Here is an 11,525-nt window from a genome sequence, read left to right as displayed (position 1 = left end):
GGCATTGCGCCACGCCACAGCTGACGGCGATGACTTCGGTGGCGGCGCCTTTTTCCTTGAGGCGTACGGCCTCTTCGACGGCAATCTCGTCAAAGGGGTTCATGCTCATCTTGACGTTGGCGATGTCTACGCCCGTGCCATCGCTCTTGACGCGCACTTTGACGTTGTAGTCGACCACGCGTTTGACGGGGACCAAGACCTTCATGACTGCGGCTCCTTGCTTGATTTGACGTTTACGTTAACTGAATGATTGTAGGGTGCAACACAAGCGCCCCGATCAGAATCGCTCCAGGATCCAGAGAGGCAGGAATAGAACGATCGTGCTTTTATGGATTATGCGATACGCAGAAATGCTCTGGAGTCGCTTGAATGACAAGCATCAGTGCGCTTGCGGCTTCCATGCGGGCGGGCGCTTTTCGGCAAAGGCGCGCGCGCCCTCCTGCGCGGCTTCGTCCATCATGTTGGTGGCCATGGTCTGGCCAGCGAGCTGGTAGGCAGCATCAATCCCCAACTCGCGCTGCTGGTAGACCAGTGCCTTGCCCATGGCCACCGCGGTGCGCGGCTTTTCCAGAATGGAGCACACCAGTTTTTCCATCTCGGCATCGAGCGCGTCCTGCGGCACGACGCGGTTGACCAGCCCCTGCTCCAGCGCGGTGCGCGCGTCGATGAAGTCTCCGGTCAGCAGCATCTCCATCGCCCGCTTGGCCGGCACGTTGCGCACCAGTGGCACGCTGGGCGTGGAGCAGAACAACCCGTAGTGAATGCCGCTGGTGGCAAAGCTGGCGCCTTCGCTGGCCACGGCCAGGTCACACTGCGCCACCAGCTGGCAGCCGGCCGCCGTAGCCATGCCTTGCACGCGGGCAATGACCGGCACGCTCAGCTTGTGAATGGAGAGCATGACGCGCGAGCACTGCGCGAACAGCTGCTGGTACCACGACAGCTCAGGGTGCTGCGCCATGTCCTTGAGGTTGTGGCCGGCGCAAAACGCCTTGCCTTCGGCGGCCAGCACGACGACGCGCGCACCCTCGTCCTGCGCGATGGCGTCGAGCGCCTGCTGCAGCGCGGCCAGCATCTCGCTGCCCAGAGCGTTGAAGCGCTTGGGGTCATTCAGCGTGAGCGTGACCACGCCGCGCGCGTCGCGTGCGACCTGCAGCAGCGACTGTGCCGTGGTGGTGGGATAGGTCATGGCATTGCCTCTCTCGATCGGGCGGCGAAGGTTATAGGTCGGCCAGCACGCGCACATGGGCTTCGACGCTGCGCGCCAGCGGCCCCAGCATGTAGCCCCCTTCCAGGCAGGAGACGATGCGGTTGCTGGAGAAGCGCCGCGCAATGTCCTTGATGCGCATCGTGATCCAGGTGTAGTCCTGCTCGGTCAAGCCGAGCTGGCCCATGTCGTCCTCGCGGTGGGCGTCAAAGCCTGCGCTGATGAAGATCATCTCGGGCCTGAACGCCTCCAGGCGCGGGATCCACATCATCTCGACGATGTCGCGCACGTCCATGCCCTTGGTATAGGCGGGCACCGGCACGTTGAGCATGTTGGGCGCCGGGTTCTGGTCGCCGCTGTACGGGAAGAACGGGTGCTGGAAGATGCTGACCATCAGCGCGCGCTCGTCGCCGCTGAGGATGTCTTCGGTGCCGTTGCCGTGGTGCACGTCAAAATCGATGACGGCCACGCGCTTGAGATGGTGGCGCTCCAGCGCGTATTTGGCGGCGATCGCCACGTTGCTGAAAAAACAGAAACCCATGGCCTTGTCGCGCGTGGCGTGGTGGCCGGGTGGGCGCACGCTGCAGAAGGCGTTTTCCAGCTCGCCGGCAATGACCGCGTCGGTGGCCGCCAGCGCGGCGCCGGTCGAGCGCAGCGCTGCCGTCCAGGTGTGACGGTTCATCGCGGTGTCGGTGTCGATCTGCACATAGGGCGGTCCACCTGCGTCCTGCTCCTCCTTGAGCCGCTCGGACAGGCCGCGCAGCGCGGCGGTGTACATGCGGTCGTGGGCCAGGTCGATGTCGTTGAGCGCGGCCAGCGGCGCGTCGCGGTGATCCAGCGCCGACATCACGCCGCTGATCAGAAGGCGATCCTCGATCGCATCCAGTCGCGCCGGGCATTCGGGGTGGCCCGGGCCCATTTCGTGCTTCCAGCAATCACGGTGTGTGTAATAGCCTGTGGCGCCCACGAGCAATCCCCTTTGTCCCTCGTATTTTTCGGATAACGTCGCACCATGGATGCACAACTCACGCAGGCGCGCGCGCAAATCCAGATGCTCCTGGATCAGCTTAACATGGTGATTGCCGGGAAATCCTTACAGATACGCGACTGCGTGGCCTGCCTGCTGGCCGGTGGCCACCTGTTGATCGAAGACGTTCCTGGTGTCGGCAAAACCACGCTGGCACACGCCCTGGCGCGCAGCTTTGGGCTGCAGTTTGCGCGTGTGCAGTTCACCTCCGACCTGATGCCCAGCGACCTGACGGGCGTGTCGGTCTACGAGCGGGAACAGCAGGCCTTCGTGTTCCACCCGGGGCCGGTGTTCACGCAAGTGCTGCTGGCCGACGAGATCAACCGCGCCAGCCCGCGCACCCAGAGCGCGCTGCTCGAAGCCATGGAGGAAAAACAGGTGACGGCCGAGGGCAGCACCCACGCCCTGCCCGCACCATTCTTAGTCATTGCCACGCAGAACCCACAGGACCAGCTGGGTACGTTCGCCCTGCCCGAGAGCCAGCTCGACCGCTTCCTGATGTGCATCTCGCTGGGCTATCCCGATCGCAGCGCCGAGCGCCAGCTGCTGGCCGGCCAGGATAGGCGCACGCTGGCCGACACGCTGCCGGCGCTGCTCGACGAAGCGGCGCTGGCCGGCCTGCAGCAGCAGGTGCAGGCGGTGCACACGGCCGGGCCACTGCTCGACTACGTGCAAGACCTGATCGCGGCCACCCGCTCTGGCCAGTGGTTTGTGCAGGGCCTGTCGCCGCGCGCCGGCATTGCGCTGGTACGCGCTGCCAAGGCGCAGGCGCTGATGGCCGGGCGCGACTACGTGGCGCCCGACGACGTGCAGGCCATCATCGTCCAGACCATGGCGCACCGCCTGGTGCCCGTGGGCGAATCCGGGCGCAGCGCAGTCGCCCAGCTGCAGGCCATGGTCGAGGCGACGCCGCTGCCCTGAAAGCCTATCTGCCCACATGCCCTCCCCAACCGCTCTTGCGCGCCAGCGCTGGCACCAATGGTGGCTTGCGCGCCTGCCGCGCAGCGACAGCCTGCAGCTGACCCAGCGCATGGTCTACATCCTGCCCACCGGCGCGGGCTGGATGCTGGCGCTGACGCTGCTGGTGCTGCTCATCGCGTCGATCAACTTCCAGCTCAACCTGGGCTATCTGCTGACCTTTCTGCTCGCCGGCACCGTGGCCGCCGGCATGGTGGTGAGCCACGCGACGCTGCGCGGCCTGCAGCTGCACCTGGCGCCGCCCGCGCCCACTTTTTTGGGCGCGGCGGCCCAACTGCAACTGCAGCTGACCAACACGCGCCGGCGCCCGCGCCATGCGGTCGGCGTGTCGGTGCAGGGCAGCGGCCAGTGGAGCTGGGTCGACGTGCCGGGCCAGAGCAGCACCAGCATGGCCATCGCCTTCACGCCGCGCCAGCGCGGGCTGCAGGCGGTGCCGGTGCTGCGGTTGCAGACGCGCTACCCGCTGGGCGCGTTCCGCGTATGGGCGTTGTGGCGTCCGGCCGCGCAGGTGCTGGTCTACCCCCGCCCCGAGGCTCCGGCGCCGGCGCTGCCACAAGGCACGCCGCAGCCCGGCACCGGCCTGGCCACGCCGCTGGGCGGGCAGGAAGAAGCCGACGGCGTGCGCGCCTACCGCCGCGGCGACGCCCAGCGCCTGATCGTCTGGAAGAAGGCCGCCAACCTGCTGGCCACCGGCGCGGGCGAGCTGGTCAGCCGGGACAGACAGGCCTCGCATCGCCGCCAGCTGTGGCTGGACCTGGCAGCCACCGGCGTTCCCGGAACCGAGGCGCGCCTGTCGCGCCTGGCCGCCTGGGTGCTGCAGGCCGATCGGCTGGACTTGCCCTATGGCCTGCGCCTGGGCCCGGCCACTCGCATCGAGCCGAGCAGCGGGTCGGCCCAGCGCAGCCGCTGCCTGCAGGCACTGGCGCTGCATGAAACCGCTGACACCACGCCCATGCACCGCGCAGCCACGGCACCCGACAGATGAGCACGCAACACCTGAGCGCCCGCTTGCACGCGCTGCCGCGCGACAGCCGCGACACACTGTTTCTGCTGTGCGTGGTGGCCGCCTGCCTGGTGCCACTGGCGGGCGAAATCCCGACGTGGTCACTGCTGATGGCGGCCACGCTGCTGCTATGGCGCGGCTGGCTGGCCTGGCGCCAGCGCCCATTGCCCGGGCGCTGGGTCATGGCGGCACTGCTGGCCCTGGCGGTGGCGCTGACATGGCGCAGCTACCGCACCATCCTGGGGCCGGACGCCGGCGTGACGCTGGTCGCGATGCTGCTGGCGCTCAAGACCCTGGAACTGCGTGCGCGGCGCGACGCCATGGTGGTGTTCTTTCTGGGCCTGTTTACGCTGCTGGCCAATTTCTTCTTCTCGCAATCGCTGGCCACCGCGCTGCTCATCGTGCTGGCGCTAATGGGCCTGTTGACTACGCTGGTCAACGTGCACCGCATCGTTGGCCGCCCACCGCTGATCGCGTCGCTGCGCACCGCTGTCGCCCTGGCTGCAATGGGCACACCCGTCATGCTGGCGCTGTTCCTTCTGTTTCCGCGCATGGCCCCGCTGTGGAGCCTGCCGGCGGACAAGATGAGCGGGCTCAGCGGCCTGTCGGGCGAGATGCACGTGGGTGATCTGGCGCAACTGGCGCTGGACGACAGCGTGGCGCTGCGGGTGCGGTTCGACACCCCGGGCGGCCAGCCGCCGCCGCAGTCCAGCCTGTACTTTCGTGGCCCGGTGCTCAGTGCCTTCAACGGGCGTGACTGGTACGCGCTGGGCACGCCCCAGGCGCAAACGACCACTTGGGCGGCGCCCGCCCCCGCCCGGCTGAGCGTGGCAGGCCCGCCGCTTCGCTACGAGGTCACGCTCGAACCCAGCCAGCGCAGCTGGCTGTTCACGCTGGACGCGGCGCTGCAGCCGCCCGGCATGCCTCATGGCTGGGTCGCGCTGATGGCGCCCGACCTGCACTGGCGCACGACGCGCCCCATCGTCAGCGTGCTGCGCTACCAGGCGCAAAGCCATCTGCAGTTTCGCCACGGTCCGCAGCAGGCAGACGCCAGCCTGCGCCCCTATCTGCAGTTGCCGCCCCAGTCCGACCCGCGCACCCGCCAGTGGGCCGCGCAATTGCGCGCCGACCCACAACTGACCGAAGGCGGCACGCCCGCGCTGGTGGGCGCCGTGCTGCAACACCTGCACACGGGCGACTACCGCTACACGCTGCAGCCCGGGGTGTACGGCGAGGACACTGCCGACACCTTCTGGTTCGACCGCCAGGCGGGGTTTTGCGAGCACATCGCCTCGGCCTTCGTGGTGCTGATGCGAGCCATGGAGATTCCGGCGCGCATCGTCACCGGCTACCAGGGCGGGCAGATGAACACCATCGACGGCTACTGGACCGTGCGCCAGAGCGACGCCCATGCCTGGGCCGAAGTCTGGATGCACGAGCGCGGCTGGGTGCGCGTCGACCCGACGGCAGCCATTGCGCCCGAGCGCATCGAACGCTTCGAGCGCCTGCAGGCACCACGCGGCGCGCTTGGCACTGCCGTGCGCAACGTGGTGGCACCCGGCCTGCTGCTACAACTGCGCGCGCTGTGGGAGGCGGCGGACAACCGCTGGAACCAGTGGGTGCTGAACTACACGCAGGAGAGCCAGCTCGACCTGCTCAAGGCGCTGGGCATGTCCGCGCCCGACTGGCGCGACCTGGTACGCCTGCTGGGCCTGGGCGTGCTGGGCGCGGCCGCCCTGATCGGCGGCTGGGCGCTGTGGGAGCGCCACCACCACAACCCCTGGCAGCGTTTGCTGACACGTACCCGCGCACGGCTTGCGCGCGCCGGCCTGGCCTTGCCGCCCCACTTGCCGGCGCGCAGCCTGGCCACACAAGCCCATGGATATTTCGGCGGCGACGCGGACGACGTCGTGCTCTGGCTGCTGGCGCTGGAGCAGGCACGCTTTTCAGACCATCCAGAGCGCAGCCTGCGGCAGCTGCAACGCCAATGGCGCCGCCTGCGCTGGCCCGCCCCCGGGCGAGCCGCCGTCAGGCCAGAAACACCACAGCAACCGTCGCGACACCCAGCGCCAGGGTAATGGCCAGCCCGGTGCGCAGGCGCGCCAGCACGCTGGCGGCCGCAGCCCAGTCGCCTGCGGCCGCGCGCTGCTCCAGGCGGTCGAACAAACCGAAGTACTGGTAGACCAGCAGCGCCATCATTACCAGGCCCAGCGTTGACATCAGCGTCCAGGCCAGCGGCATCCGAAAGCCGCCGTCTGCATGAAACGACACCATGCCGATCATGCCCAGGCCGCTGAGCAGGGCCAGCAGCGCCGCAATGGCGACGGCAGGCAGAAAGCGCTGCATCACGCGCGCCAGGCTGGCCACGCGCTCTTGTTCGGCCAGCGGGCGCAGCGCCGGGTACAGCAGGCCGACGGCAAAGAACAGGCCGCCCACCCAGGCAACGATAGACAGGACGTGCAGAAATTTCAGGAGGTTGTACATCTGTGAAACGATGGTGTGCGGGCTGCCGCCCGGCAGCGCATGCCACAGCCGCCGCAACTGCGGCAGCCTGAAGTCAGCGGGGGTTATTTGTTCAGGCGGTCGAGCTCGCGGCGAATGCCCGCGGCGTCGGCCTCTGCGCGGTCGAGCTGCGCCTTGATCTCTGCGGTGCGCTCGGCGTAGCCCTGGGGATTGCGCAGCTCCAGCGCCGTGCGGTTGGGCGTGCCGCCGTTGTACTCGGCGCGCAACTCCTGCGCTCGGGCCTCGGTCTTGCGCAACTCGGCCTCCAGAATGGCGCGCGCATCGGCGTCGCGCGCGCGCTGGTCGTCAGCGCTCACGCGCGGCGCATTGGCAGGCGTGGCGGCACGGCTGGCCGGCGCCGCCGATGCGGCAGGCGCGGCCTTGGGCGTCGATTCCAGCACCGTCACGTTGCCGCCCTGCACCTGCTTGCAGCCACGCTCGCGCGCCTGCGCCGCATCGTTGGTGTATTCGTTGCCGCAGCGGTAGATTTTGTCCTGCGCCAGCGCCGGCTGCGCCAGCGCAGCCAACAGAGCCGCCAGCACGGTTGCCAGGAATCGAAACTTCATGGTTGGCCTCCCTGCGGGCCCTGGGCCCATGCCATGTTCATTGGATCCGCAGTATCGCCCAAGCCGTGGACGCAGCCTGCACGAGCCAGCCTGCGCGTCACAGCGAGTAGTACATCTCGTATTCCAGCGGATGGGGCGCCATGCGAAAGCGCTGCACCTCGGCCATCTTCACGTCGATGTAGGCGTCGAGCATGCTGTCGGTGAACACGCCACCACGCGTCAGGAAGCCGCGGTCGCGATCCAGCGCCTCCAGCGCCTGATCCAGACTGTGGCACACCGTCGGTACCAGCCGGTCTTCCTCCGGCGGCAGGTGGTACAGATCCTTGGTTGCAGCCTCGCCCGGGTGGATCTTGTTCTCCACACCGTCCAGGCCCGCCATCAGCAGCGCGGCAAAGCACAGGTAGGGATTGGCCAGCGGGTCGGGGAAGCGCGCCTCGACGCGGCGCGCCTTGGGATTGGCGACGTAGGGAATGCGGATCGACGCCGAGCGGTTGCGCGCGCTGTAGGCGAGCTTGACCGGCGCCTCGAAGCCCGGCACCAGTCGCTTGTAGCTGTTGGTCGTCGGGTTGGTGATCGCGTTGAGCGCGCGGGCATGCTGGATCAGGCCGCCGATGTAGTACAGCGCGAAGTCCGACAGGCCGGCGTAGCCATCGCCGGCGAAGAGGTTCTTGCCATCCTTCCAGACCGACTGGTGCACATGCATGCCCGATCCATTGTCGCCCGCATAGGGCTTGGGCATGAAGGTGGCCGTCTTACCGTAGGCGTTGGCGACGTTCCAGATCACGTACTTCATGGTCTGGGTCCAGTCGGCGCGCTGCACCAGCGTGGAGAAGCGCGTGCCGATCTCGTTCTGCCCGGCGCCGCCGACCTCGTGGTGGAAGACCTCCACCGGAATGCCCATTTGCTCGAGCAGCAACACCATCTCGGCGCGCATGTCCTGCGTGCTGTCCACGGGAGGCACCGGCATGTAGCCGCCCTTGTTGCCCGGGCGGTGACCACGGTTGCCGCCTTCCAGGCGGGTACCGCTGTTCCACGGCGCCTCGTACTCGTCAATCTCGAAGAACACGCGCCCGGGCTCGTTGCACCAGCGCACGCCGTCGAACAGGAAAAATTCCGGCTCGGGCCCGAAGTACGCGGTATCGCCCAACCCGGAAGCCTTCAGATAGGCCTCGGCACGGCGGGCAATGGAACGCGGATCGCGCTCATAGGCCTTGCCGTCGCCGGGCTCGACCACGTCGCACTGCAGGATCAGCGTGGTTTCCTCGAAGAACGGATCGATGTTGGCCGTCTCGGGATCGGGGATCAATTGCATGTCCGACGCTTCGATGCCCTTCCAGCCGGGCATGGACGAGCCGTCGAACGCATGCCCGGCCGTGAACTTATCCTCATCGAAATGCGACACCGGTACCGTCGTGTGATGCTCCTTGCCGCGCGTATCGGTGAAGCGCAAGTCAACAAACTTGACTTCGTTCTCCTTCACCATATTCATCACGTCTGCAACGGTTTTGGCCATCAAGGTTCTCCAGAAAAAACGGTCGCACGCCCCACATCCAGCGGCGGGGGGCGGTCGACACCTGAAAGGGTGAAATTCTATAGGCGCAGGGCAGGCGCCATTCACGCACGACTACAAATCGCGCGTTGTTTGCGGCCCCATCCTCAGTCCCGTGGCGATCAAAGCTTGCAACAGCTCATTCCACGCCGGCGGCACGAGCACGGCCGCGCCCTTGACCCCGAGCTCGATGTGCGCGCCATGTACCGGGTGATCGACGCTGGGCAGGCTGAAAACCCTCACTCCTGGATGGCGCGCCTCGATCTGCAGCATCAGCGGCGTCAGCACCGACTCCATCGCGCCATACAGCACGACCGACTGCTCGCGTTGCGGTTGGCGGTGGAACCACTGCGTGCAGCGCTGCTCCAGCACCCATTCGATCATCGGCCACGCCATGACCGGGAAGCCGGGGGCGAAGTGCACCGCACCGCCGTTCGCACCGGCGCACGAGAACCCCGGAATCTTGTTGTACGGATTGGGAATGATGCTGGCGCCTTGCGGAAACACGCCCATTTGCAGCCGCTGCACATTGTCGGCACGCTCGGGCTCGAACGGTACGCCCTGCTCCCGCGCCGTATCCTGCATTCGCTCGCGAATCAGCGCCTGGGCCTGCGGATGGGGCAGCAGCGGCACCTGCAGCGCCTGCGCCGCGCACTGGCGGGTATGGTCGTCGGGCGTGGCGCCAATGCCTCCGCAGCTGAAAACCTGGTCGCCCGACGCAAACGCCCGGCGCAAGGCCTCAGTGATGCGCGGCCGGTCATCGCCCACATAGTCCACATGGGACAACGCCAGGCCGCGCTGCGCCAGCAGTTCGATCACCTTGGCCATGTGTTTGTCCTGACGCTTGCCCGACAAGATTTCGTCACCAATGATGATCAGGCCGAAATGCATGGTTATTGCACCTCATCGGACAAGACCGACGCGGATACAGACGGCGGTAAATCGCGCTGCTGCAGCGCACGCAGCTGCGCCAGTGCGGCGAGGCAATAGTGGGCGAACCACAGCGAGGTGAAGGCAAAGATCAGCATGTAAATCCACAGCGCCAACGGGATCAGGACGAAAAACAGTGCTGCAAACAGCAGTCCCGAGATCCAGACGATGCCCGGCGCCGCGCTGAGAAAGCCCGTGCACACCCCCATCAGCAGCAGCGGCAGCCGGTGGCGGCGCAGCACATCCCTGCGCTCCTCGCGGCTGGCGTGCTCAGCCAGCGCATCAAACGCCATGATCCGAAAGGTCAGCCAACCCCAGATCAGCGGCGGCAGGATCAGAATCAATGGCGGTATCAACCACAGCGGGAGCGACACCACAAAGCCAATGACCGCAGCCGCGGTCGACCCCAGCGCCCACATCAAGCTGCTGGCCAACGTCCCGCCTTGCTTGCGCTCCAGATCAGGAAAGCGCCGCTGCGCCACCAGATTCACGAAACTTGGCGTGAGCCACAGGGTGACCAGCAGCAAACAGGCAATGATGATTACCGGGATGGCCAGAATCAGGACGAAAAGAGGTGCCAACACGGCAGGAACGCCGCTCACGCCCCAGGTCTGCAAGTGCCCCAGCAGCCACTGCATACCCCAGGCATGCTCCAGCAACGCCTGCGCTGCGCTGGTCACCGGCGTCCAATAAAAGTACCAGGCAGCCCAGGAAGCCAGCGTTATGACGAGCAGCGGCAGCAACGTCAAGACAATGACGCGCGGCATCAGGCAATACAGCAGGGCACGCCAGGCAGAGTCCAGCCAGAGATTCATGGGGCGCAAGCATAACGCGCCCGCCTCGCCATATCAGGACAACAGTGCGAGATCTGCAGACGAAAGCCAACGCCACTGCCCAGGCGCAAGATCCGGCGGCAACACCAAGCCTCCAATGCGTGAGCGATGCAGCGCCTCCACACGATTCCCGACGGCAGCAATCATTCTTTTGACCTGGTGGTATTTCCCTTCGGTCAGCGTCAAATCGATGTGGTGCATGCCGCGCTGCATGCAGCCTGCGGCGCGCACGGGCTTGGGGTCGTCGTCGAGCACCACACCATCGAGTAGCTGTCGAATCTGAGGCTCCTGGACGGGATGCTTGGTCGTCACCTCATAAAGCTTTGCCACCTGCTTTTTTGGTGACCCCATCCGGTGGATGAACTGCCCATCGTCGCTGAGCAGAAGCAAGCCCGTCGTATCCTGATCAAGGCGCCCCACTGCTTGCACGCCGGCCACTTTGCCCTTGCTGGGACGTTGACGCAAAGGCGCCGGCAGCAACGAATACACACTTGGCCATACCGAAGGCTTTTGCGAACACTCCACGCCTGCGGGCTTGTTGAGCATGATGAACGCCTTCTCATGTACAGGCCAGTCCACACCCTGCACTCGTAAAACCAGATTGATCGGATTCAACTCTTGCGCAGCATCGGTACAAGGCCGTGCTTCGCTTTCACCTGCCCAGGAAATCTGAACCTGGTTTTGCTGCACCAAACCCGCACAAATGCGGCGCGTGCCAAATCCCTGGGAATAAAGAATGTCCTGAAGCTGCATCAACCGGCACCTGTATTTGAAATCCCCAAACGCCGAACCCCCAGCACGCTTTGCGTACTGGGGGTTGGTCTAATAAGAGCCTGACGATGACCTACTTTCACACGGGGATCCGCACTATCATCGGCGCGAAGTTGTTTCACGGTCCTGTTCGGGATGGGAAGGGGTGGTTCCAACTTGCTA

Annotated in this window: 12 protein-coding genes and 1 rRNA gene; 3 read left to right on the top strand and 10 right to left on the bottom strand. The window is 66.1% G+C overall.

Features of this window, described 5'->3' with window-relative positions:
* The 3 genes from ABD767_RS16925 to ABD767_RS16915 form a co-directional block, all read right to left on the bottom strand.
* Positions 1–205 (bottom strand): electron transfer flavoprotein subunit beta/FixA family protein (locus tag ABD767_RS16925; protein WP_425549940.1); only part of this gene is annotated, 205 nt, incomplete at its 3' end.
* Positions 206–379: 174 nt separating this feature from the next.
* Positions 380–1,186, bottom strand: coding sequence for an enoyl-CoA hydratase (locus ABD767_RS16920; protein ID WP_344869986.1), 807 nt, complete (start codon positions 1,184–1,186; stop codon positions 380–382).
* A gap of 31 nt (positions 1,187–1,217) precedes the next feature.
* On the bottom strand, positions 1,218–2,171 hold the full coding sequence (locus tag ABD767_RS16915; protein ID WP_344869985.1) for a histone deacetylase family protein: 954 nt from the start codon (positions 2,169–2,171) through the stop codon (positions 1,218–1,220).
* A gap of 45 nt (positions 2,172–2,216) precedes the next feature.
* Between ABD767_RS16915 and ABD767_RS16910 the strand changes: the two genes are divergently transcribed.
* Genes ABD767_RS16910 through ABD767_RS16900 form a run of 3 tightly spaced genes read left to right on the top strand, consistent with a single transcriptional unit; the run spans position 2,217 to position 6,290 of the window.
* On the top strand, positions 2,217–3,152 hold the full coding sequence (locus ABD767_RS16910; RefSeq protein ID WP_344869984.1) for an AAA family ATPase: 936 nt from the start codon (positions 2,217–2,219) through the stop codon (positions 3,150–3,152).
* 16 nt (positions 3,153–3,168) lie between these two features.
* Positions 3,169–4,194: a DUF58 domain-containing protein gene (locus ABD767_RS16905; RefSeq protein WP_344869983.1), complete on the top strand. Its 1,026-nt coding sequence runs from the start codon at positions 3,169–3,171 to the stop codon at positions 4,192–4,194.
* A complete protein-coding gene (locus ABD767_RS16900; protein WP_344869982.1) occupies positions 4,191–6,290 on the top strand; it encodes a transglutaminase TgpA family protein in 2,100 nt (699 codons plus the stop codon). The genes ABD767_RS16905 and ABD767_RS16900 overlap by 4 nt, the downstream gene beginning before the upstream one ends.
* On the opposite strand, the gene ABD767_RS16895 is transcribed toward ABD767_RS16900, so the two are convergent.
* The 7 genes from ABD767_RS16895 to rrf form a co-directional block, all read right to left on the bottom strand.
* Positions 6,241–6,696 (bottom strand): CopD family protein, encoded by a 456-nt coding sequence (locus tag ABD767_RS16895; RefSeq protein WP_344869981.1) that lies wholly within the window; start codon positions 6,694–6,696, stop codon positions 6,241–6,243. The genes ABD767_RS16900 and ABD767_RS16895 overlap by 50 nt on opposite strands.
* An 83-nt stretch (positions 6,697–6,779) precedes the next feature.
* Positions 6,780–7,280, bottom strand: a complete 501-nt coding sequence (locus ABD767_RS16890; protein ID WP_103046221.1) for a hypothetical protein — start codon at positions 7,278–7,280, stop codon at positions 6,780–6,782.
* A gap of 97 nt (positions 7,281–7,377) precedes the next feature.
* The gene (glnA, locus tag ABD767_RS16885) at positions 7,378–8,793 is read right to left on the bottom strand and encodes a type I glutamate--ammonia ligase (RefSeq protein ID WP_103046222.1); all 1,416 of its coding nucleotides are present in this window, start codon (positions 8,791–8,793) and stop codon (positions 7,378–7,380) included.
* Positions 8,794–8,904: 111 nt separating this feature from the next.
* Positions 8,905–9,726, bottom strand: coding sequence for a molybdopterin-binding protein (locus ABD767_RS16880; RefSeq protein ID WP_103046223.1), 822 nt, complete (start codon positions 9,724–9,726; stop codon positions 8,905–8,907).
* Entirely contained in the window at positions 9,723–10,574 is an 852-nt protein-coding gene (locus ABD767_RS16875; RefSeq protein WP_103046224.1) for an EI24 domain-containing protein, read from the bottom strand. Before ABD767_RS16875 ends, ABD767_RS16880 begins: the two co-directional genes overlap by 4 nt.
* Before the next feature lie 33 nt (positions 10,575–10,607).
* Positions 10,608–11,345 carry a pseudouridine synthase gene (locus ABD767_RS16870; RefSeq protein ID WP_103046225.1) on the bottom strand — a complete coding sequence of 246 codons (738 nt, stop codon included), beginning with the start codon at positions 11,343–11,345 and terminating at the stop codon, positions 10,608–10,610.
* 78 nt (positions 11,346–11,423) lie between these two features.
* Positions 11,424–11,525, bottom strand: a 5S ribosomal RNA gene (gene rrf / locus ABD767_RS16865); the annotation flags it as partial.

It is taken from the genome of Comamonas faecalis, assembly GCF_039538025.1.
GTDB classification, from domain to species: Bacteria; Pseudomonadota; Gammaproteobacteria; order Burkholderiales; family Burkholderiaceae_C; genus Comamonas_C; species Comamonas_C faecalis.
The sequence above is the reverse complement of the archived record's forward strand: the minus strand, read 5'-3'. Positions and strand labels throughout refer to the sequence as shown.

What these genes read in the sequence shown, in the direction of transcription:
- ABD767_RS16910 (WP_344869984.1), top strand. Translation starts at nt 2,217, where the DNA reads ATGGATGCACAACTCACGCAGGCGCGCGCGCAAATCCAGATGCTCCTG.
- ABD767_RS16905 (WP_344869983.1), top strand. Translation starts at nt 3,169, where the DNA reads ATGCCCTCCCCAACCGCTCTTGCGCGCCAGCGCTGGCACCAATGGTGG.
- ABD767_RS16870 (WP_103046225.1), bottom strand. Translation starts at nt 11,345, where the DNA reads ATGCAGCTTCAGGACATTCTTTATTCCCAGGGATTTGGCACGCGCCGC.
- ABD767_RS16900 (WP_344869982.1), top strand. Translation starts at nt 4,191, where the DNA reads ATGAGCACGCAACACCTGAGCGCCCGCTTGCACGCGCTGCCGCGCGAC.
- glnA (WP_103046222.1), bottom strand. Translation starts at nt 8,793, where the DNA reads ATGGCCAAAACCGTTGCAGACGTGATGAATATGGTGAAGGAGAACGAA.
- ABD767_RS16920 (WP_344869986.1), bottom strand. Translation starts at nt 1,186, where the DNA reads ATGACCTATCCCACCACCACGGCACAGTCGCTGCTGCAGGTCGCACGC.
- ABD767_RS16895 (WP_344869981.1), bottom strand. Translation starts at nt 6,696, where the DNA reads ATGTACAACCTCCTGAAATTTCTGCACGTCCTGTCTATCGTTGCCTGG.
- ABD767_RS16890 (WP_103046221.1), bottom strand. Translation starts at nt 7,280, where the DNA reads ATGAAGTTTCGATTCCTGGCAACCGTGCTGGCGGCTCTGTTGGCTGCG.
- ABD767_RS16875 (WP_103046224.1), bottom strand. Translation starts at nt 10,574, where the DNA reads ATGAATCTCTGGCTGGACTCTGCCTGGCGTGCCCTGCTGTATTGCCTG.